Source organism: Ruegeria aquimaris (assembly GCF_025751555.1).
In the GTDB taxonomy this organism is placed as follows: Bacteria; Pseudomonadota; Alphaproteobacteria; order Rhodobacterales; family Rhodobacteraceae; genus Ruegeria_B; species Ruegeria_B aquimaris.
Window position 1 is genome coordinate 68,541 of the sequence record NZ_JAOWLB010000019.1, and the last position, 19,465, is coordinate 88,005.

The 19,465-nt window shown below is 63.5% G+C and carries 20 protein-coding genes and 1 pseudogene; 8 read left to right on the forward strand and 13 right to left on the reverse strand.

All coding sequences use genetic code 11. The annotated features are described in order from the left end of the window. Positions 1 to 9: 9 nt before the first annotated feature. From OE747_RS20050 to OE747_RS20070, 5 genes are read right to left on the reverse strand one after another with little or no spacing between them, the layout of a single operon-like run. Positions 10 to 1,089 carry a glycosyltransferase family 2 protein gene (locus OE747_RS20050; protein WP_263830253.1) on the reverse strand — a complete coding sequence of 360 codons (1,080 nt, stop codon included), beginning with the start codon at positions 1,087 to 1,089 and terminating at the stop codon, positions 10 to 12. Between the two features lie 6 nt (positions 1,090 to 1,095). Further along, the gene (locus OE747_RS20055) at positions 1,096 to 1,794 is read right to left on the reverse strand and encodes an FkbM family methyltransferase (protein ID WP_263830254.1); all 699 of its coding nucleotides are present in this window, start codon (positions 1,792 to 1,794) and stop codon (positions 1,096 to 1,098) included. 2 nt (positions 1,795 to 1,796) lie between these two features. Next, on the reverse strand, positions 1,797 to 4,184 hold the full coding sequence (locus tag OE747_RS20060; RefSeq protein ID WP_263830255.1) for a glycosyltransferase family 2 protein: 2,388 nt from the start codon (positions 4,182 to 4,184) through the stop codon (positions 1,797 to 1,799). Further along, on the reverse strand, positions 4,184 to 4,849 hold the full coding sequence (locus OE747_RS20065; protein ID WP_263830256.1) for a sulfotransferase: 666 nt from the start codon (positions 4,847 to 4,849) through the stop codon (positions 4,184 to 4,186). The genes OE747_RS20060 and OE747_RS20065 overlap by 1 nt, the downstream gene beginning before the upstream one ends. 1 nt (position 4,850) lies before the next feature. Beyond that, positions 4,851 to 5,900, reverse strand: a complete 1,050-nt coding sequence (locus OE747_RS20070) for a glycosyltransferase family 2 protein (protein WP_263830257.1) — start codon at positions 5,898 to 5,900, stop codon at positions 4,851 to 4,853. A 245-nt stretch (positions 5,901 to 6,145) separates the two neighbouring features. On the opposite strand from OE747_RS20070, the gene OE747_RS20075 reads away from it, so the two are divergent. Continuing rightward, positions 6,146 to 7,054 (forward strand): AAA family ATPase, encoded by a 909-nt coding sequence (locus OE747_RS20075; RefSeq protein WP_263830258.1) that lies wholly within the window; start codon positions 6,146 to 6,148, stop codon positions 7,052 to 7,054. Between the two features lie 93 nt (positions 7,055 to 7,147). Here the strand turns inward: OE747_RS20075 and OE747_RS20080 are convergent, their stop codons facing one another. After that, positions 7,148 to 8,065, reverse strand: a complete 918-nt coding sequence (locus OE747_RS20080; RefSeq protein WP_263830259.1) for a trypsin-like serine peptidase — start codon at positions 8,063 to 8,065, stop codon at positions 7,148 to 7,150. A 103-nt stretch (positions 8,066 to 8,168) separates the two neighbouring features. On the opposite strand from OE747_RS20080, the gene OE747_RS20085 reads away from it, so the two are divergent. Further along, entirely contained in the window at positions 8,169 to 9,434 is a 1,266-nt protein-coding gene (locus OE747_RS20085) for a vWA domain-containing protein (protein ID WP_263830260.1), read from the forward strand. 117 nt (positions 9,435 to 9,551) lie between these two features. Next, on the forward strand, positions 9,552 to 10,382 hold the full coding sequence (locus OE747_RS20090; protein WP_263830261.1) for a class I SAM-dependent methyltransferase: 831 nt from the start codon (positions 9,552 to 9,554) through the stop codon (positions 10,380 to 10,382). Positions 10,383 to 10,599: 217 nt separating this feature from the next. On the opposite strand, the gene OE747_RS20095 is transcribed toward OE747_RS20090, so the two are convergent. The 7 genes from OE747_RS20095 to napE all read right to left on the reverse strand — a co-directional run bounded on the left by OE747_RS20095 (position 10,600) and on the right by napE (position 15,768). Further along, on the reverse strand, positions 10,600 to 11,106 hold the full coding sequence (locus OE747_RS20095) for a hypothetical protein (RefSeq protein ID WP_263830262.1): 507 nt from the start codon (positions 11,104 to 11,106) through the stop codon (positions 10,600 to 10,602). Positions 11,107 to 11,208: 102 nt separating this feature from the next. Next, complete coding sequence (locus OE747_RS20100; RefSeq protein WP_318527328.1) at positions 11,209 to 11,841, reverse strand: cytochrome c3 family protein; 633 nt, start codon at positions 11,839 to 11,841, stop codon at positions 11,209 to 11,211. Continuing rightward, positions 11,841 to 12,311: a nitrate reductase cytochrome c-type subunit gene (locus tag OE747_RS20105; protein ID WP_263830263.1), complete on the reverse strand. Its 471-nt coding sequence runs from the start codon at positions 12,309 to 12,311 to the stop codon at positions 11,841 to 11,843. The genes OE747_RS20100 and OE747_RS20105 overlap by 1 nt, the downstream gene beginning before the upstream one ends. A gap of 2 nt (positions 12,312 to 12,313) precedes the next feature. Continuing rightward, on the reverse strand, positions 12,314 to 14,815 hold the full coding sequence (napA, locus tag OE747_RS20110; RefSeq protein WP_263830264.1) for a nitrate reductase catalytic subunit NapA: 2,502 nt from the start codon (positions 14,813 to 14,815) through the stop codon (positions 12,314 to 12,316). Between the two features lie 21 nt (positions 14,816 to 14,836). Beyond that, positions 14,837 to 15,100: a chaperone NapD gene (locus OE747_RS20115; RefSeq protein WP_263830265.1), complete on the reverse strand. Its 264-nt coding sequence runs from the start codon at positions 15,098 to 15,100 to the stop codon at positions 14,837 to 14,839. After that, the gene (napF, locus tag OE747_RS20120; RefSeq protein WP_263830266.1) at positions 15,093 to 15,590 is read right to left on the reverse strand and encodes a ferredoxin-type protein NapF; all 498 of its coding nucleotides are present in this window, start codon (positions 15,588 to 15,590) and stop codon (positions 15,093 to 15,095) included. The genes OE747_RS20115 and napF overlap by 8 nt, the downstream gene beginning before the upstream one ends. A 4-nt stretch (positions 15,591 to 15,594) precedes the next feature. Then, a complete protein-coding gene (napE, locus tag OE747_RS20125) occupies positions 15,595 to 15,768 on the reverse strand; it encodes a periplasmic nitrate reductase, NapE protein (RefSeq protein WP_263830267.1) in 174 nt (57 codons plus the stop codon). Between the two features lie 194 nt (positions 15,769 to 15,962). On the opposite strand from napE, the gene OE747_RS20130 reads away from it, so the two are divergent. From OE747_RS20130 to OE747_RS20150, 5 genes and pseudogenes are all read left to right on the forward strand, one after another. Further along, on the forward strand, positions 15,963 to 16,514 hold the full coding sequence (locus tag OE747_RS20130) for a YeeE/YedE family protein (protein ID WP_263830268.1): 552 nt from the start codon (positions 15,963 to 15,965) through the stop codon (positions 16,512 to 16,514). A gap of 3 nt (positions 16,515 to 16,517) precedes the next feature. Then, the gene (locus tag OE747_RS20135) at positions 16,518 to 17,111 is read left to right on the forward strand and encodes a YeeE/YedE family protein (protein ID WP_263830269.1); all 594 of its coding nucleotides are present in this window, start codon (positions 16,518 to 16,520) and stop codon (positions 17,109 to 17,111) included. Positions 17,112 to 17,290: 179 nt separating this feature from the next. Continuing rightward, positions 17,291 to 18,259, forward strand: coding sequence for an XdhC family protein (locus tag OE747_RS20140; RefSeq protein WP_263830270.1), 969 nt, complete (start codon positions 17,291 to 17,293; stop codon positions 18,257 to 18,259). Next, positions 18,256 to 19,257: a molybdopterin-binding protein gene (locus tag OE747_RS20145; protein ID WP_263830271.1), complete on the forward strand. Its 1,002-nt coding sequence runs from the start codon at positions 18,256 to 18,258 to the stop codon at positions 19,255 to 19,257. Before OE747_RS20140 ends, OE747_RS20145 begins: the two co-directional genes overlap by 4 nt. A gap of 116 nt (positions 19,258 to 19,373) precedes the next feature. Next, positions 19,374 to 19,465 (forward strand): annotated as a pseudogene (locus OE747_RS20150) ((2Fe-2S)-binding protein); the annotation flags it as partial.

Genomic DNA, 19,465 nt, shown 5'->3' on the forward strand with positions numbered 1-19,465 from the left:
GGGCAAATCTCAGGCCGGTTTCGGGCCGTTTTCCGGGCTTTCCCCGGCGGCCTCCATCCGGCCCAGATTGGCAAATCCCACCAGCGTCCGCGCCGATGCGGCGTTGATCAGCCGCGATGGCGGGGTCATCAACAGACGTGCGAACAGCGCCCGAAACGGCTCCTGTTTCATCAGCTCGGTAAAGCGTTTCTGCCGCCAGGCCACGGCGCGCTTGTGCAGGCGCGCCAGTTTGGCATCGGCCATCAGCTCTTGCCGGATCGGCCCGGACCGCTCCGCCATCCGGGCAATCGAGGTATCCGTATCGGTGTTGAAATTGCGCTCGATCCAATAATCGACATCCAGCATATGGTCGGAATGTACCGCGCGGCCCCGGTCGGCCTTCAGAACATAGCTTTCCATCGCACCCAGCGGGTAGTGGTTCAGCTGCGCCAGCCCGTAATTCGGGCGGCCAAAGCTGGAGAAGATGCGGCTTTCGCGAAACTGCGCGTCCAGCTCGCGCCCATGGCTGTCGAACCAGCGCGCCTGCTCCAGCCGCTCGTGCACCGGGTTGCGCGGCCGGTGCACGCCCAGCTTCCGGTAAATGCCATCGTTGCGGTAAAGCGTCTTGAACATCGACGCCCGCCAGGGCCAGAACAGGATTTCCGGCGCGCAGCGGGTGAACTGGCCCGTCACCGGTTCATCGACAAAGCGCGTCACGTCGCCATTGCCGAACAGCCGCCATGTCAGGGTGATCGCGCTGGCCTCGGGCAGGGCCGCCAACAGGTCGGGCACCGTGCCATCGCCCGCGTGGATATTGACGAACTCGTCCACGTCCAGCGGCAGGATCCAGTCGGCCTGTTTCACCAGCCTGTGCCTGGAGGCGGATTTCAGCGCGGTGAACTGGATGCCGCCCTTGTCATAAGGGCCGTCGTTGCGCAGGTGCGTCAGCTTGCCCATTTCCGCCAGCCGGTCCAGCATCGCGTCGGTGCCATCCTGGCAGTCGTTCGAAAACACCAGGAAATCGGTAAAGCCCACCGCCCTGTGATGGGCCAGCCATTCCAGCAGAAACGCCGCCTCGTTGCGTACGGTCAGAACGGCCAGAATACGCATGCGCCCTCACCAATCGCTGCGGAATACCGCAACCTTACCCTGCGACCAGCGCGGGAAAAAGACCAGACCGGCGCGGCGCATCGCCTCGAACACCCGGGCGATCCCCTCCTTGCCGATCCATTGCGGATGCAGCTCGATCAGCACCGCGCGCAGACCGCTCAGGTCCAGCTCGGGCAGCAGATCGGCCTCGGCCCCCTCGATATCGCAGATCAGCACGCTGGGCTTGATCCGCGCCAGCGCCTTGGCGCCATCCTGTACCGGCACCTGTACCTTTTCCACCGTGTCGTCATCCTCTGGCAGCGCCTCCAGCGAACTGTCCAGGATCGAGGCGCGCTGGTAAAACACCCGCCGCCCCGGCTTCGGCCCCAGAAGGGCATGATGGATATGCGCGTTAGTGACGCCATTGGCGGCATGCACCGCCTCGATATAGGGGATCAGGCGCGGATTGGCCTCGAAACAATGCACCTCGGCGGCTCTTGTCTTGGTTCCCACCAGCGTCGACATGAACCCGATGCCCGCACCCAGCTCCATCACCACGTCGCCGTCCTGCACCAGCCGATAGGCCGCGCGCGCCTCCTTGGCCTCGTAGCCATCGGTGCGCAGCAGCACCCGTACCCGCTTCGGCAGGATATCCGCATCCAGCGGAAACCGCATCCCGCGCGAGGTGATGAACTTGCCGTCCTCGGTCCGGGCCCCATCCGCCATGCTCAGCTCTCCACATCCAGCGCCAGCGCATAAGCGACACGTTCCGTCCCGCTCAACCGCACCTCCAGCGCCTGTTCGTAAAGCTCCTCGAACTCGGGCATGCCGTGCAGTTCCTCGGCCTTGGCCCGGTGCCAATCCAGCCCCGCCTGATGCAACGCACGCAGCGTGTCGTCGGCCATCAGCCGGTCGTATTCCTCGCGCAGGCGCGGCAGGTTACGCTTGATCGTCACGTCGCGATGGTCGTTCCAGTCCATCCGGATCCAGTAATTCAGCCCGATCGAGCGATCCACATGCAGCGCCCGCCCGCGCTGGCGCTTGACCAGGAAACTCTCGGCGCTGCGCAGCGCGTAGTGATTGAGCTGGAGCAGGTCATAGCCGATGGATTTCTTGGAATTCCGCCAGCCCGATTTCAAAACCTCGCCGGTCATGTCCTGACCCGAGCCATTGACCCATTTCACCTTGTCGCTGAACTCTTCGTCCAGCTTGTTGGGACGGTGGCAGCTGATCTTCTCATAGGCGCCTATATTGCGGAACATGGTCTTGAACCCCCAGACCGTATGCGGCTTGGGGCAGTATTTCGGCGCGCAGGCGTCGAACTGGTCGATGACGAACTCGTCCTTCAGCCCGGTCACGCCATTATGGCCAAACAGCCGCCAGGTCATCGCCACGTTGGTGGCATCCGGCGCGGCGGCAAAGAAATCATCCAGCGTGCCATTGCCGCAGCGGATGTTGATGAACTCGTCCACGTCGATATGGATGATCCAGTCGCTGTTTTTCAGCACCGGTTCCTTCAACGCCTGGTTCAGCGCGTATTGCTGGGGCGAGTTGCCCTTCCACTTGTCGTTGTTGCGGTGCTGCAAAACGCCCAACTCCTGCAACCTTTGCAGGATCTCGTCGGTGCCATCGGAACAGTCGTTGGTGTAGATCAGGAAATTGTCCACCCCGATAGCCCGGTGATAGGCCACCCATTCGACGATATAGGGTGCCTCGTTCTTCATGCAGCCCACGATCAGGTTGCCGGTCCTGCCCTTGGCCAGCTTGCGCGGCTTGGCGGGCTTGAAAGCAGCGGCCAGCTGTTCCTCGTCCACCGCGCCGATCCGGTTATGCGGCGCATAAGAGGATGTGCGCAGCTTCTCGTAATTCTCCACCGCCGCCGGCGGCATCAGCCGCCGCGCCGCCGCGCTCAGCGTGTCGTCCCCGGGCGCGTCTTCCTCGATCACTTCCACGGCCCGCACCAGCGGTTCGGGCAGGGGGGCGGCGGTGATCTGTTCGGCCCGCGCGCTCAGATGCTCCTCGGTCGTCTTGTCGATCCGCCAGCGTGCCGCCAGCAGGTATTGCGAGGCGCGATAGCCGCGCTCGGGATCGGCCTCGGCCCAGGCCGCGGGGGCGGCGGGCGGCGCGAAACAGGCCTCGGTCAATGCCGGATGGAGCGCTGTCAACGCGGCGTTTGCCGCCCGGAACCGCGCAGAGAGCACCGCCAGTCCGCCCGCCTCTGGCGGTGGGCCGTCGGTCGCCACCTCATCCAGCAGCGCGCGCCACAATTGCCGCGTGACCACCTTGTCGCCACTGGCGATATAGCGCAGCAGGATCTCGTTGAATTGCCGCTGCCGTGTCAGCGTCGCCGCCGGGGGCAGGGCGGGCATCTCGGCCACAGCCGCACGCCCGATATTGCGCTCGATCCCGAACATGGCACGCACGAAATCCGTGGCCCCATGCCCGGCCAGTACTTCGGGGTCATAGGGCAGGAACCGGACCGATCCCGGTCCGAACCCCTCTTCCCAGAGCGCCTGCAACGCGGTGAAATCCAGCCAGAAGGCCGGGCCTTGCGTCTCCTCGAACTGGCCTTTCAGCGGGTCGATCGCGGGCATGCCCGCCAGCGCCGTGTTCCACCAGTCGGGCGCCGCCGCCAGCGCCAGTTCCTGGTCCAGCGGCGTGGCCCGCCCTTCGGACACCTGGGTCGCGTAATGCGCCAGCAACAGCCGGGCGGGATCGCCCACCACCGCCACCACCTCGATATCCTCCGACAACGGCGCCAGCAGATCGCGCAGCCGCGCAATCTCCGACGGGCGATGCAACGAGGTCGCCATCTGCGCCGCCGACAGGATCAACGTCTCGGGCTTTGTCTCGTCCACCTCGCGCGTCAGCGCCTCGACCACCTGCACGCGCAGCTTCTCCTGCGCCTCGGGCGCGGTGAAACCCCGGTTATAGCGGAACAGGTCCACATGGCCCGGATCGCTCACCGCCATCGCCAGCCGCATATGGTTACGGGTGCCGGGGCTGCGCGCGAACAGTGCGCCCTGCGCGCGCAGCACATCGCGCTTGGCCTCCAGAATGCCCTGTATCCGCGCCGCACCGGCCACCTCGGGCCCGATATGAAGGATGATCCGCATCACTCGTCCTGACTGTCCGTACCGGCCACGGCGGCCTCCGCCGCCTCGTCCGCCGGATTGTCGTTGACCTTGCCCCACCACCGGATCGGCAGGCCCAGAAAGGCGCCGATCTTCTGCGGCGCCGCTTCGTCCAGAATGTCGTATTCCAGGAAATTCGGATTGCCCGCAAATACCTGCCGACAGAACCGGTTATGCCCGTCGATCCAGCGCACCAGATCCCCCGGTTCGCGCCCATATCTCCCCGGCAGGCCCGGAACATCGAACATCTTCAAGCGCTTGCGGCCCAGATTGGTCCAGCGGATCATGCTGTCGGCCTGCGCCTCGGCCTCGCGATAGGACAGGATGAACTTCGCCCCCGGATGCCGCTCGATGATCGCCGACAACAGGCCCCAGTCGGTTTGCGGCCAGCGGTTCAGATCGCCGCCCACCACGTTGATCTCGCTCAGCGCGTCGAACTCATCCAGCCAGTGCAGCGGATCGCCGGTCTCGAAATAGCCGCGATACATCAGATCGCCCAGGAAATGCCGCGCCACCTCGGGGTTTGCCGACTGGAACTTGCGCACCTTCCAGTCCGCCACCTTCAGCCCCGAGGCACGCAGGGCCACGCCCAGCGTCGTTGTGCCCGACTTGGGCAGGCCGAGGTTTATGACCCTCAGGCGCGCCATGTCAGAGCATCCCCATCTCTAGCAGCATCGCCTCTTCGTCAGGCGGCAGGGCGCGCGCCCGGCGCAACTGCTCCTGCATCTGCATATAGGCGGGCTGCGCCAGCAGCGCATCGCGTTTCTCGCGATGGAGTTGCACCGCCTCGGCATGCAGCGCGCCGATCTCGGCATCGGCCTTCAACGCCTCCAGCGCCGCCTCCAGTTCGGGCAGATAGCGCGCGACGCTGGTATCCTGCCAGGCCGGATCGTTGCGTTCGCGCCAGTATGTGTCGTCAAACGCCCGGTTCTCGCGGTTCACGTCGCCCCGGTCGTTCTTGACCAGGTAACTGTCGAGCGAGCGCAGCGCATAATGGTTCAGCGTTGCAAAATCGCGCGCGCCCTTGGCGGGGAATTTGCGGATGCGGCGCGGATTGGCGGCCACCAGGAACCGGTGCGGCACCTTGCGTCCCGACCCATCGGTCCAGGCCAGGCTCTTCTTGTCACCCTTGCGCTCACTGAAAAACGGCCGGTGTGCGCCAAAATACTGCAAGGGGAAATCCTTGCGGGTCAGCGACTTGACCTCGATCGCGGTCTCGCCGCACCAGATGTCGGGATTGTGGCTGCGGGTGAATTGCGCGATCACCGGCCGGTCCTCGAACGCGTCGATGCCATCATTGGCGAAGAACTGGAAATGCACCGAGATCGCCGCCGGATCGCCACAGGCCTCGATCAGCGCCGGAATGGTGTGATCACCCACATGGATGTTCAGGAACTCGTCCACATCGGCGATCCAGACCCAGTCGGCGCGCTTCACCACCTGCTGATGAGCGGCATCCTTCAACGCCTCCATCTGGTAATTGCGCCCCTCGGCGGGGTTCGGCAGATGCACCACCCGCCCGGCCAGCACCTCCAGATCCTCGCGCGCGGCCAATGCATCGAGCAGTCGGTCGGTGCCGTCGCTGCAATCGTTGGAATAGAACAGGAAATCGGTGACGCCCAAAAGCCGGTTGAAGGCGATCCATTCCAACAGGAACGGCCCCTCGTTCTTGACACAGGTGACGGCCGTTATCCGCATGGACCGGTCCCGCACCCGCAGGTCACTGAAACGTGTCTCACTGTCATCGCCTGTCGCGGACGGTTGCTCCGCCCCCTCGTTGTTTCCAAAGTGATGCCATTTGAGCGCCCAACCGTCAACATTCGCCTAAACATTCGACTTATGTCGCACATCCCCGCGCACAAAACCCTGGCACAGCCGCTTGACGGCGGCGTCGGGGTGATGCCCCATTGGGCCAGAGCGGGAAACCCGAGCGGAGGCAGCAGATGACCAAAGGCCAATCCATCGACGACGTCCAGCGCATGCTGGGCGAACAGGGCTATGTCTGCGGCCGGGCGCTGGCCACCGTGGTGTTCCTGTCGCTGCGCCTCGGTCGGCCGCTGTTTCTCGAGGGTGAGGCGGGCGTCGGCAAGACCGAGATCGCCAAGGCCATCGCCGCCGCGCTGGGCCGCCGCCTGATCCGCCTGCAATGTTACGAGGGGCTCGATGCCGCCTCTGCCGTCTACGACTGGAATTTTGCCGCCCAGATGGTCGCCATCCGCACCGCCGAGGCCGCGGGCGGCGCCGACCGCGCCGCGCTCCAGACCGAGCTGTTCTCGGACGAGTTCCTGATCGAACGCCCGCTCCTGCAAGCCATGCGCCCCGATCCGGCGGGCGCCCCCGTCCTGCTCATTGACGAGCTTGATCGCACTGATGAGCCCTTCGAGGCCTTCCTGTTGGAGGCGCTGTCGGATTTCCAGGTCACCATCCCCGAGCTTGGCACCGTCAAGGCGCCCGAGCCGCCCATCGTCATCCTCACCTCGAACCGCACGCGCGAGGTGCATGACGCGCTGAAACGCCGCTGCCTCTATCACTGGGTCGACTACCCCGATTTCGACCGCGAGGTGGAGATCCTGCATGCGCGCGCCCCCGAGGCCGCCGAGACCCTCAGCCGCCAGGTGGTGGCCTTTGTCCAGACCCTGCGCACCGAGGACCTGTTCAAGAAACCCGGCGTGGCCGAGACCATTGACTGGGCCAAGTGCCTGCTGGCGCTCGACGTGATCGACCTCTCGCCCGAGGTCATCGCCGACACGCTGGGCGCGATCCTGAAATACCAGGACGACATCCAGAAACTCCAGGGCTCCGAGGCCAAGCGCATCCTGGATCAGGCCAAGGCCTCGCTGGAACCCGCCTGATGCTTCTTTCTGGTCCGAAATACTCCGGGGGTGCGGGGGCAGAGCCCCCGCGCGGCGCCCATGGTTAGGCGCGGCCCCGCAACCGGGGCGCGGTCAGTGGCGCGCCATCCAGCCGGTGATCCGGTCGAACTTGTCGCGATTGATCCGCACCGCGCCATTGCCCGATTGCGACCCGGTGGTGTGGATGGCGCAGACCTTCTCGCCCGCGTGCCCTTCCCAGACCGACCACACGCCCGAACCGGACTGGCCACCGGCGGTGTCGATATCATAGAACACCTTGGTATCGGTCACCGACTTGATCACGTCCTTGTGGGTCCACAGCGTCCGCCCGCCCTTGTCGCCGGGATAGCCCGAGACATTGACCCGGTGGTTCGACAGCATCGCCTCGGGTCCGGTGACGATGCCGTGCCAGCCGGTCCGGTCGCCCAGCTCGTCGGCCAGGATCAGCATCCCCATGTCGAACTCGGGGTTCTCGCCAGTGGTCCAGCCCGCCACCGACAGCAGCCGCACCGCCCGGCTGGTGCCAAAAGGCAGCGCGCCATCGTCGCGCGCGGCCTGAAAGATCACCTCGGTCGCCCAGCCACCATTGTCGCGCGAATAGACGCAATGGCCCGCCGTCAGAACATGGTGACGGTTCACCATCGTCCCCGACCCGATAAACCGGCGGCCATCGGGAAAGGTCATCTCCATATGGCCATGCACCGCCCAGGGCCAGCGATCGGCGGGGCTGATGCGGATCCGGTCGTCAAATCCGATCACCACCTCGGTCTGGAAACCGGTCGGGTTCATCAGCGCGTCCAGCTCGTCATCGGCCATGCCGGCGGCGCTGGTCTCGCGCGCCTCGGCAAAGCCCGAAACGCTGGTCTCGGCCAGATCTGCCGCAGGCTCCAGCCCCGGGGTGAAACCGGCGGTCGCGGCGGTATCGCCCACGCGCTCGATGCGCAGGTCCGAGCGTTGCGGGTGCTGCGCCTCGGGCGCCAGCAGGGCATGGGTGGAAAGGAGATCGCTCATGGTCTGTCCTTTGAATGCAGGGTGAAAGAAAGAGATTTGGACTTGCAGAATGGCGCCATCATAGCACGAAAAGCGGCATTTCGAAACATCGCAGGCGGGTATCATGCCTGAATACGCCCCGCTTGCCCTGCCGGAAAACCCGCGTCTGGCGCAGAACATCGTTCATTTCGCCCGCGCCCTGCGCAAGGCGGGATTGCCGATCGGGCCGGGCCGCGTCATCGACGCGGTGCGCGCGGTCGAGGCGGCGGGGTTCACCGAGAAACGCGATTTCTACTGGACGCTGCACGCCTGTTTCGTGAACCGCCCCGAACACCGCGCCGTCTTTGCCCAGGTCTTCCGCCTCTACTGGCGTGACCCGCGCTATCTGGAACACATGATGTCGATGATGCTGCCCGCCATCCGTGGCGTGCAGGAGGAACGCAGCGCTCAGGCCGCCGAGAAACGCGCCGCCGAGGCGCTGCTCGACGGCATCCAGCCCGAATTGCCGGAACCCGAACCCGAAAAGGAAGGCGAGGAAACCCTGATCGAGGTCGACGCCTCGCTCACCATGTCGTCCGAGGAAAAACTCAAGACACTCGATTTCGAGCAGATGAGCACCGAGGAGGTCGCCCGCGCCAAACGCATGCTGGCCCGCCTGACGCTGCCGGTGAAACCGATCCCGTCACGTCGCAGACAGGCCGCTGTTCTGGGCCCCCGCATCGACCGCGCCCGCACCCTGCGCGCCGCCATGCGCCAGGGCGGTGAGATGCACAGCATCGCCCGGGCCGAACCGCGCCCGCGCTGGCCCAATCTTGTGGTGCTTTGCGATATTTCCGGTTCCATGAGCCAATACAGCCGGATCATCCTGCATTTTCTTCACGCTGTCTCCAACGCCAAGGGGCAGGGCTGGGCCAGGGTGCATGCCTTCACCTTTGGCACGCGGCTGACCAATGTCACCCGGCATCTGAAGACCCGCGATGTCGATGCCGCGCTGAAATCCGCCGGGGCCGAGGCGCAGGATTGGGAGGGCGGCACCCGTATTGGCGCCTGCCTTCATGCCTTCAACCGCGACTGGTCGCGCCGGGTGATGGGGCAGGGCGCGGTGGTGCTGCTGATCACCGACGGGCTCGACCGCGACGACCCCGATGCGCTTGCCGCCGAGATGGAGCGCCTGCACCTGTCCTCGCGGCGCCTGATCTGGCTGAACCCGCTCCTGCGCTGGTCCGAATTCGCCCCCAAGGCGCGCGGCATCCGCGCCATGCTGCCCCATGTCGACAGCTTCCGCGCGGGCCATTCCATCGCCTCGCTCGAAGAACTGGCCGAGGTTATCTCGCGCCCCGACGACGTGGGCGAAAAGGCAAGGCTGATGGCGGCAATCCGCGAGGGTTAACCCCAAAGTCACCACACCGCCGGGTTGATGCCGTTTAGCCGCCGGGCAACGGCTCAAGTGCGGACCTGCAAAGACCTCCGAAACTGTGGTATCGTGACTTTGCAAAGAGGGGGGCAAATGACCAAAGCACAAGAGATTTCCGATCATTGGGGCAAGGGAGATGTCTATTCCCGTATCCTGGAAACGATGCAACTGGCCGGGATTGATCCAAATACTCTGACCATCGAACAACTCGCGCCGGTGGACCATTTCCATGCACGGGGGTTCCCGGCCACTGTCGAGCTTGCAGATGCCTTACCCATCCGAGAGGGCGACACCCTCGTCGATATCGGCTGCGGCATTGGCGGCCCCGCCCGGTACCTGGCCAAGCGTTTCAGCTGTCGCGTCGAGGGGATAGACATCACCGCGCCCTTCATCGACGCCGCTAACAAGCTAAGCGCATTGGTCGCGATGCAGGACGCCGTGAGATGCCAACATGGCGATGGTCAGAACCTTCCTTACGAGGACGAAACCTTCGACGGTGGATACAGCCAGCACGTCCTGATGAACGTGCCGGATCGGACTGCCTTTTTCGCCGAGGCCTTTCGGGTCCTGAAGCCCGGCGCCTTCTTTGCGCTCACCGAACACGGGCTGGGTCCAGTGGGCGAACCGCACCACCCGGTGCCTTGGTCCGAAGACGGTAGCGGGGCCCATCTTATGCGTCCGTCGGACACGGTGGATGTCCTCAACGAAACCGGTTTCAGGAATATCGAGGTTACGGATACCGGGGAGAAATACCTGCAAGGATACAAGGCCGCCATGGCGCTCGCGGCCAAGGGTGAAGCGCCGGTTTTCGGCACACATATTCTTTTGGGTGAACTCGCGCCGCAGATCGTGAAGAACGCCGCACGGAATATCGAGGAGCGAAGGACACAACCGGTTCAGATCATTTGTCGCAAACCCGAATAGGCGCGAGGCGAGTTCGCCATACCTGCAAAGCAGTCGCCGTTTGGGTCGGTGCAAGTGGCGGGTCCGGTTGGTCCTCGCCATTTGACGAGACCCCTGTTCTCGGCTCCGGGTTTCAGAACCGAGTATCCAAGGCGGGTAATTACGGGCGTGTTAGGTGGTGTACAAAACGGTCAATTGCCCGTCTGGCGCAGGTACAAAACGGTCAAAACGGGGCCATTCACTCCAGTTGCTTGGCGTTGCACTCGCGCGCCATCTCTATGGCCTTGTAGGTGCCCTTGAGGTTCACGGCAAAGGTATAGGCCTTTTCCGGAAACACGATCATCTCATGTTCCCTGGCCACCGCATCGACCACCGCCGGATCGTCGGTCAGCACGTAACCCCCTGAATATCCTTTGGTAATATTGCCGCGCATGCCGGTTGCCTCACCCACGAACAGCTTTTCCCCCAGCAGGATCGCGATGGCCCCGGCATCGCCCTTCTTGATGCCGGTTTCGGCCTTGGTGAAGACCCCGATATAGGCGACGCCCCGGTCCTTGGTCAGCCCCATCTGCACGACGTTTTCCGCCCCATCCACAGCCTCGATCAGGCAGGATTTCTTGGCCGTGTCGACAAAGACATTCCAGCCTTCGACGCTGCCATAGGGTTGGAATTCTTGCGCCAGAGCGGTTGTGGCGGCAAAACTCGTTCCGACCATCGCAAGAGCTGCGAACGTCTTTTTGTACATTTTTTTCTCCTATAAAACAAAGCATTACAAGGAAACGGGCGGCACAGAGGCCGCCCGTGTCGGTTTCATGCTAACCCGCCGGTGCTGGCCCGGCAAGCGACCTCAACGGTCCAGATAGCTGCTTACGTCCTGGGCCGATCCGGCGCCGATCAGCAGGCTCGCCTGGCCCATGTCGGGCAGTTGGTGGGCGATGCCCTTGTGGCAGTCGATGCAGGTCTTCTCGCCGGTGAACAGCAGCCGCTGGTGGAAGTCCGCCGCCCGCGCGCTCTGGCGTGTGATGTCCATCGACTCGTCGGAATGGCAGTTGCGGCATTCCAGCGAGTCGTTGGCCTCCAGCCGCGCCCACTCGTGCTGCGCCAGCTCCAACCGCTTGTCGAGGAACTTCTCCCGCGTGCTGATGGTGCCAAAGATCTTGCCCCAGACCTCCTTGCTGGCCTGCATCTTGCGCGCGATCTTGTTGGTCCAGTCATGCGGCACGTGGCAATCCGGGCAGGTCGCCCGCACGCCCGAGCGGTTGGTATAGTGGATCGTCGTCTTCAACTCGGCATAGACGTTGTCGCGCATCTCGTGGCACGAGGTGCAGAAGGTCTCGGTGTTGGTCAGTTCCAGCGCGGTGTTGAACCCGCCCCAGAACACGATGCCCATCACGAACCCGCCCATGGTCAGAAAACCCAAGGAATAATGGACACTTGGCCGACGTATCGTGGCCCAGAGCCGTTTCAGGAACCCCAGCATCAGTCAGAGCTCCCCTGGTTGTTCTTCACATAGTCCAGCACCTGGTCGATATCGACAAAACCGTTTTCGACCAGCGGCCGGGCGTCGGTCTGCACCACGTGGCACTGGTTGCAGAAGTACCGGCGCGGAGTGACCGAGGCGAGGAACTGGTTATCCCGGTTCATGAAATGGGTGATCGAGACCATCGGCGCCTGGCTGATCTCAATCGCGGCGCGACTGTGGCAGGACAGGCATTTGTTGGCGTTCAGGTCGATCTGATAGCCGTCGATCTTGTGCGGGATCAGCGGCGGCTGCTCGGGATAGTTGCGCACCTGGCGCAGGTCCGAGTTGATCTCCTTTGCCATCGCTGGCGGTTCCGCCTCTGTATCGAGCGGCGTGCCGCCGCGCAGGGTCGCGATCGAGGTTTGCGCCATCGCCGAACCGGCAACAGCCAGGACAAGGGCGGCGACAAGGGTCAGTTTGCGTTTCATGATCACACTCCCACCGGCACGACGCGCACGGCGCATTTCTTGAAGTCTGTCTGTTTGGACAGCGGATCGGTGGCGTCGAACGTCACCTTGTTGATCAACTGCCGCGCATCGAACCAGGGCACAAAGACCAGCCCCTTGGGCGGCTTGTTGCGGCCCCGGGTCTCGACCCGGCTGATGATGTGGCCGCGCCGGGATTCGACCTTGACGGCGGACCCGCGCCGCACACCCATCGCCTCAGCGTCGTCGGGATGCATATAGACCAGAGCGTCGGGCACCGCCTTGTGCAGTTCGGGCACGCGCTGTGTCATCGAACCCGAATGCCAGTGCTCCAGCACCCGGCCGGTGCTGAGCCACAGCGGATAATCCGCATCGGGGCTTTCGGCGGGCGGTTCATAGGGCAGGGCGAAGATCACCGCCTTGCCATCGGGCTTGCCGTAGAAGTCGAAATCGCTGCCCGGTTTTGCATAGGGGTCCGACCCCTCCTTGAACCGCCACTTGGTTTCCTTGCCATCGACCACGGGCCAGCGCAGGCCGCGTACCTCGTGATAGGTGTCGAACGGGGCGAGGTCATGCGCATGGCCGCGCCCGAACTCGGCATATTCCTCGAACAGACCCTTCTGGATGTAGAACCCGAAATCCTCGCTTTCGTGGTTGCCGTATTCCTTGGCCTTTTCTGTCATTTCGAACTTGTCGACCTGGCCGTTGGCAAACAGCACGTCGAACAGGGTCTTGCCCTTGTAGTCCGGGTTCCCGTCCAGGATCTCGGCCGGCCACACCTCGTCGGTGGTGAAGCGTTTGGAGAATTCCACCAGCTGCCACATGTCCGACTTGGCCTCGCCCGGGGCATTGACCAGCTGGTACCAGAACTGGGTACGGCGTTCGGCGTTGCCATAGGCGCCTTCCTTTTCGACCCACATCGCGGTGGGCAGGATCAGGTCGGCGGCCTCGGCGGTGACGGTGGGATAGGCGTCCGAGACTACGATGAAGTTGTCGGGATTGCGGTAGCCCGGCAGCCCTTCCTCCATCATGTTGGGGGCGGCCTGCATGTTGTTGTTGACCTGAACCCAGTAGCAGTTGATCTCACCATCCTTGAGCTTGCGGTTCTGCAAGACAGCATGGGCACCGACCCATTCCGGCACGGTGCCGGCGGGCAGTTTCCAGATCTTTTCCGCAAACGCCCGGTGCTCGGGCTTGGCGACCAGCAGGTCGGCGGGCAGGCGGTGGGCAAAGGTCCCGACCTCGCGCGCGGTGCCGCAGGCCGAGGGCTGGCCGGTCAGCGAGAAGGGCGAGTTGCCCGGCTGCGAGATCTTTCCGGTCAGCAGGTGGATGTTGTAAATCATGTTGTTGACCCAGACACCGCGGGTGTGCTGGTTCACGCCCATGGTCCAGAGCGACATGACCTTGGTGTCAGGATCGGCGTAGAGCGCGGCGATCTTTTCTAGCGTCTCGGCGGGAACGCCCGACATCTCGGCGGCTTTTTCCAGGGTGTACTCGGAGACGAACTCCGCGAACTCGTCAAAGCTCATCGGTTCGGATTTGCCGGAGTTCGGGTTGGCGGCGGCCTGTTGCAGTGGATGGCTGTCGCGCAGGCCATAGCCGATATCGGTGGCGCCGCGGGCAAAGTTCACGTGCTTGGCCACAAAGTCCTGGTTCACCGCGCCATTCTGGATGATGTAGTTGGCGATGTAGTTCAGGATCACCAGATCGGTGTGCGGGGTGAACACGGCGGGGATATCCGCCAGGTCAAAGCTGCGGTGCTGGAACGTGGACAGGACCGCGACCTTGACATGCGGGTGGCTGAACCGGCGGTCGGCGATGCGGGTCCACAGGATCGGGTGCATCTCGGCCATGTTCGAACCCCAGAGGACGAAGGCGTCCGCATGTTCGAAGTCGTCATAGCAGCCCATCGGCTCGTCGATGCCGAAGGTGCGGATGAAACCGACCACGGCCGAGGCCATGCAATGGCGCGCGTTGGGGTCGATGTTGTTCGAGCGGAAGCCCGCCTTCATCAGTTTCGAGGCCGCATAACCTTCCCAGACCGTCCACTGGCCCGATCCGAACATGCCGATCCCTTGCGGTCCCTTGGCCTTGAGCGTGGCCTTCCACTTCTCGGCCATGATGTCGAAGGCTTCGTCCCATGAAACCGGTTCGAAGTCGCCGTTCTTGTCAAAGACGCCGTTCGACTTGCGCAGCAGCGGCTGGGTCAGGCGATCCTGTCCATACATGATCTTGGACAGAAAATAGCCTTTGACGCAGTTCAGGCCGCGGTTCACCTCGGCCTCGGCGTCGCCGTGAGTGGCGACCACGCGCCCGGCCTTGGTCGCGACCATGATCGAGCATCCGGTGCCGCAGAACCGGCACGCGGCCTTGGACCATTTCAGGTCGGTCAACTGGGCATCGGTCACAAGGTTCTGGGCGGCTGCCGGTATCGGCAGGCCAGCGGCCGCAGCTGCGGCTGCAACCGCCTGGGCCTTGATGACATCTCTTCGGGTCAGGTTTGGCATGGATACCTCCTCGGGGTCCGGCTATTGACCGATTGGGGACAGTCCGCTTTCGGACTGGTGATAGACAAGGGCGGCGCTGACGACGCCGTCGATAAGGCTGAGCCTGTTCAACTCGCCGACGATCTCGGCTTCGCTGGGCGTCTCAAGCGTGACGATGATCTTGCCCGACGGATCGGTCAGCGCCACTTCGGCGGCCGCGCAGGTTTCGATCTCGGCAACGACCGCAGCTATGCGCGACGGTTTGGCGGTCAGCAACAGGCTGGAAATATGGGTCACGTCAGACATTGGCGGTCTCGTTCGGGCTCAGGGTGATGGCGTCCACCGGGCAGGATGACAGGCAGGCGCCGCAGCCTGTGCATGCCTCTGTCTCTATGACGATGCGGCCCACGGGGCGTTGAGAAAAGTCAAGTCGCAGGGCCTGTTCCTCGCAGCTGTCCCGGCACAACTGGCAACTGATGCCCGAGGTCATCATGCAGCCGGGGTCGATGGCCGCGACAAGCATCCAGGGTCGCTGGCCGGTCTCGGCAAAGACGGATTCGGCGCAGGCTTCGGCACAGCGACCGCAGAAGGTGCATTCGCCCCGGCTGAAATCAATGACGGGCGTCCGCCCGGGACCAGGCACCAAAATCGCTTCGGGGCAGGCGGCGATACAGTCTCCGCAACTGGTGCAGCCTTCCATGACCGAGGCTTCGGTGCTCCAGGGCGGACGAAAGACACTCCCACGACCGGTCAGGACAGAGCGGCGGCTGGATGATGCGAAGCGAGCAGCAGACATGGGTTCAGCCCGCGGGCGGCCCATAGATCAGCTGCGACATCCAGATGATGAACCCCCAACCTCCGACGATGGCGACCGCAAGGGCGGGCGCCAGAAACACCGCAAGGGCGATAAAGGCGCGGCGCTCGTCGCGCTTTGCCGGGGCATCTGGGGTTGCGGGGCTGGAGTCTGGCCTCATTTGTCCGGTCCTTTCTGGCGGTCGAACAGGTTTGGTCGCGGTGGCGTAGAGACGTTGAATAGAGAGAGATCGTAGCCGTGTATTTGATTTATGTCATGGAAAGTTTGATCGGCTGATTTGATCCATGTCATGCAAATATTTGAATAATTAATATATTGGAAAATAGGAATGTAATGAATTCTGAGGAGATTGACATGTCTTTAAACTGGAAGGTGGGGGGCCTGCTGCTGGGGTTGGTGTTCTTTGCCGCAGTCCTGCTGGTCAAGCCGATCGGGGTGTCGACCCAGTTTGTCATCGTCGATGGGATCATCGGCGATCTGGTCAATCCGGATCTGGTGACCCAGACCGATGACGGCTTTACTTCGACCAACGCATATCTTGCGAAATCGGGCGGTAAATACGCAAAGTCGGTGGCCAACCCTCTCAACTATTCCTTCATCTTTGTGCTGGCGATGATGCTCGGCGGATTCCTGTCTGTGTTGGCGCGCGGCGGGATTGGTCAAAGCGAACGGAGCATGCCGGAATTGTGGCGTGCCAATTTCGGGGACAATGCAGTCAAGAGATATGCGGTCGCGTTTCTGGGCGGGTTCGTCGTGCTCTATGGCGCGCGGCTGGCAGGGGGCTGTACCTCGGGACATATGATGTCGGGAATGATGCAGACCGCGCTGAGCGGCTACATCTTTGCCGCCGGTGCCTTTGCTGCCGCGATACCCGTTTCCATCCTGATGTTTCGCAAGGAGGCCTGAACCATGTCCTCGATTCTACTCGCCGTTGTCATTGGGGCCGCCTTTGGCGCCGTGCTGGACCGGGTCGGCGCCTCGAACCCGAACGCGATCAACCGCATGCTGAACCTGACCGATCTGCGCCTGGCCAAGTCGATCCTGCTGGCCATTGGCACCGGATCGGTGCTGATGTTCGGCGGTCAGATGCTGGGTCTGGTGGAGGTCGGCCATATGTCGGTCAAGACGGCTTATGCCGGCGTGTTCCTGGGTGGGCTGATGCTGGGGGCCGGTTGGGCCGCGTCGGGCTATTGCCCAGGTACCGGTGTCGTGGCGCTGGCTTCGGGTCGCAAGGACGCCCTGTTCTTTGTCGCTGGCGGATTGCTGGGCGCGGCCGCTTACATGCTGAGCTATCCAGCGTGGAAGGCGTCGGGTCTGCTGGACAAGATCGCAGGCGGGGCGGTGACGCTGGGAACCGTGCCTGGCTCCAGGTACGAAGGTCTGACAGCGCTTCCGGGCGATATCCTGGGGCTGGTGCTGGGCCTCGGTTTCGTGGCGCTCGCCTTTGCCCTGCCAGAACGGCTTGTGCGTCGTGAGGCGACACAGACCGCACCGGCTGAATGAACAAACCCGCGCCGCGGGCGAGGTTAGGTATGACTTCGCGCTGATTGGTGATGGCAATGCCCTTTCCCGGCCCGGCGAGACCACTCTTGCCGGGCCTTTGTTGCGTCAGGCGGCAATGCCGACTTTCGCACCATTGAATTGGCCGCCTTCCTCACCATACTTACAGGGGGGAGGCAGGCATGGAACGATTTGACAACAGCCCGGAGACAGCTCTGAAATGGCACCGACAAGGGCTGGGTGCAGCCCTTGCCACCGTTGTCGAGACTTGGGGAAGCGCCCCGCGCCGGACCGGATCGCAATTGGTGATCGGGGGCGATGGCCGCATTCAGGGATCGGTTTCCGGCGGCTGTGTCGAAGGCGCGGTGATCGTCGAGGCGCTGGAAGCGCTGGACGAGGGCGAAGCGCGGCTGCTCGAGTTCGGGGTCAGTGACGAAGACGCGTTTGCCGTTGGTCTGGCCTGTGGCGGCACCATCAGGGTTCTGGTTGAACCGGTCGGCAAGGTCCTTTCGGAAGAGATGCTGGCAGAACTGGTTGCCGCCCGCAGCCGCCGCGAGGCGCTGGCCTATGAGGTGAACCTGACAACCGGCCACCGCGCGTTGAAGCGCGGCGCCTATCCCGACCGGATGCGGATGGACCGTTCGGGTTTCGAGGAAGATGGCAAGACATTCGTGCTGGTCCACAACCCGCCGCTGCGGCTGATCGTTGTGGGGGCGGTGCATATCGCGCAGGCGCTGGTGCCGATGGCCCGGATCGCCGGATATGACCCGGTGATCATCGACCCGCGCGAAGCTTTTGCCAGCGAGAACAGGTTTCCGGGCGAGACCATCCTGCATGACTGGCCGGACGAGGCCGTGGCGCAACTGGGGCTTGATCCGCGCACGGCGCTGGTGCTGTTGACCCATGATCCCAAGCTGGACGATCCGGCGCTGGAAGCGGGTTTGGCGGCAGATGTATTCTATATCGGCGCGCTTGGCTCGACACGCACGCATTCCAAACGTATGGACCGTATGCGGCAGGCCGGTTTTTCAGCGGCGCAGATCGCGCGCATTCATGGACCCATCGGGTTGGATATCGGCGCCGCTGGCCCGGCAGAGATCGCGGTTGCGATCCTGGCCCAGATGACGGCCGTGTTGCGGGGCAGGGCATGAAGTTTGGTCCCGTCGCCATAGCCGAAGCCGAAGGGGCGATCCTGGCGCATTCGGTAAAGGTGGGTGACAAAAAGCTGCGCAAGGGGCTCAGGCTGGAAGCGACCCATCTCGCACAGTTGAGCGCGGCTGACATTTCGGATGTGATCGCCGCCCGTCTCGATCCTGGCGATTGCCACGAAGACGCGGCCGCGCGCCAGTTGGCGAGGGCCTTGGCGCCTTACCCTACGGCGGCGGGCCTCCGTGTCAGTGACGCCTTTACCGGGCGTGTCAACCTGCTGGCAGACGGGCCGGGCGTGGTAATGCTGGACGTCGGCGCCATCGAACGGTTCAACATGGTGCATCCGATGATCACCGTGGCGACGGTGCCGCAGTATCAGCAGATGGGGCCGGGCGGCATGGTGGCGACGGTCAAGGTCATCTCCTATGCGGTGCCGCAGGTGGATGTTGACCGGGCCGCAACCGCCGCTCATGCGGCGATCCGCCTTGCGGCGCCGGTATACCGGACCGCGAGCCTTGTCGTCACCGATATTCCGGGCGGACCCAGCAATGACAAGGGCATCGCCTCGATCCGGGGGCGGGTCGAGGCGCTGGGCATGGCTCTCGTCGAGGTGCTTACAGTCGCCCACCGCCAATCAGAGCTTGCCGCCGTGCTGCCGGACATTGGCGGAGACCTTGTGATGATCCTGACCGGGTCTGCGACCTCGGACCCCGAGGATGTGGCGCCATCGGCGCTGCGACTTGCGGGCGGACATGTCGAACGGTTCGGTATGCCCGTCGATCCGGGCAACCTGCTGTTTCTGGGCACACTCGGGGACCGGCCGGTCATCGGCCTGCCGGGCTGCGCCCGGTCACCGGCCCTGAACGGGGCCGATTGGGTGCTGTCCCGGGTGGCCTGCGGCATCGCTGTGACGGGGCGCGATATCGCCTGCATGGGGGTCGGCGGACTTCTCAAGGAGATCCCGACGCGGCCACAGCCGCGTGCCGGGCGGAATGGCTGATTTCGAGCTGCAGGGTGTTCCTGCCCAAAGGCCGGTCATCACGATATTTTTGTTCTCAAACGGAATTTGCCGTGTTTTACTCGGCGCAAGGAAGACAATCAAAAAGGGAGGGTTTCATGCCACAGGTCTCGATGACTGTGAACGGTCGTGCTGTAGTAGGTACGGTTGAGGGTCGTGAGTTGTTGAGTGGTTTTTTGCGGGATCATCT

Coding starts and splice junctions, on each gene's coding strand:
- OE747_RS20075 (WP_263830258.1), top strand. CDS start 6,146: ATGACCAAAGGCCAATCCATCGACGACGTCCAGCGCATGCTGGGCGAA.
- OE747_RS20050 (WP_263830253.1), bottom strand. CDS start 1,089: ATGCGTATTCTGGCCGTTCTGACCGTACGCAACGAGGCGGCGTTTCTG.
- OE747_RS20085 (WP_263830260.1), top strand. CDS start 8,169: ATGCCTGAATACGCCCCGCTTGCCCTGCCGGAAAACCCGCGTCTGGCG.
- napA (WP_263830264.1), bottom strand. CDS start 14,815: ATGCCAAACCTGACCCGAAGAGATGTCATCAAGGCCCAGGCGGTTGCA.
- OE747_RS20145 (WP_263830271.1), top strand. CDS start 18,256: ATGAAGTTTGGTCCCGTCGCCATAGCCGAAGCCGAAGGGGCGATCCTG.
- OE747_RS20065 (WP_263830256.1), bottom strand. CDS start 4,849: ATGGCGCGCCTGAGGGTCATAAACCTCGGCCTGCCCAAGTCGGGCACA.
- OE747_RS20090 (WP_263830261.1), top strand. CDS start 9,552: ATGACCAAAGCACAAGAGATTTCCGATCATTGGGGCAAGGGAGATGTC.
- OE747_RS20055 (WP_263830254.1), bottom strand. CDS start 1,794: ATGGCGGATGGGGCCCGGACCGAGGACGGCAAGTTCATCACCTCGCGC.
- OE747_RS20115 (WP_263830265.1), bottom strand. CDS start 15,100: ATGTCTGACGTGACCCATATTTCCAGCCTGTTGCTGACCGCCAAACCG.
- OE747_RS20100 (WP_318527328.1), bottom strand. CDS start 11,841: ATGCTGGGGTTCCTGAAACGGCTCTGGGCCACGATACGTCGGCCAAGT.
- OE747_RS20060 (WP_263830255.1), bottom strand. CDS start 4,184: ATGCGGATCATCCTTCATATCGGGCCCGAGGTGGCCGGTGCGGCGCGG.
- OE747_RS20095 (WP_263830262.1), bottom strand. CDS start 11,106: ATGTACAAAAAGACGTTCGCAGCTCTTGCGATGGTCGGAACGAGTTTT.
- napF (WP_263830266.1), bottom strand. CDS start 15,590: ATGTCTGCTGCTCGCTTCGCATCATCCAGCCGCCGCTCTGTCCTGACC.
- napE (WP_263830267.1), bottom strand. CDS start 15,768: ATGAGGCCAGACTCCAGCCCCGCAACCCCAGATGCCCCGGCAAAGCGC.
- OE747_RS20105 (WP_263830263.1), bottom strand. CDS start 12,311: ATGAAACGCAAACTGACCCTTGTCGCCGCCCTTGTCCTGGCTGTTGCC.
- OE747_RS20070 (WP_263830257.1), bottom strand. CDS start 5,900: ATGCGGATAACGGCCGTCACCTGTGTCAAGAACGAGGGGCCGTTCCTG.
- OE747_RS20080 (WP_263830259.1), bottom strand. CDS start 8,065: ATGAGCGATCTCCTTTCCACCCATGCCCTGCTGGCGCCCGAGGCGCAG.
- OE747_RS20130 (WP_263830268.1), top strand. CDS start 15,963: ATGTCTTTAAACTGGAAGGTGGGGGGCCTGCTGCTGGGGTTGGTGTTC.
- OE747_RS20140 (WP_263830270.1), top strand. CDS start 17,291: ATGGAACGATTTGACAACAGCCCGGAGACAGCTCTGAAATGGCACCGA.
- OE747_RS20135 (WP_263830269.1), top strand. CDS start 16,518: ATGTCCTCGATTCTACTCGCCGTTGTCATTGGGGCCGCCTTTGGCGCC.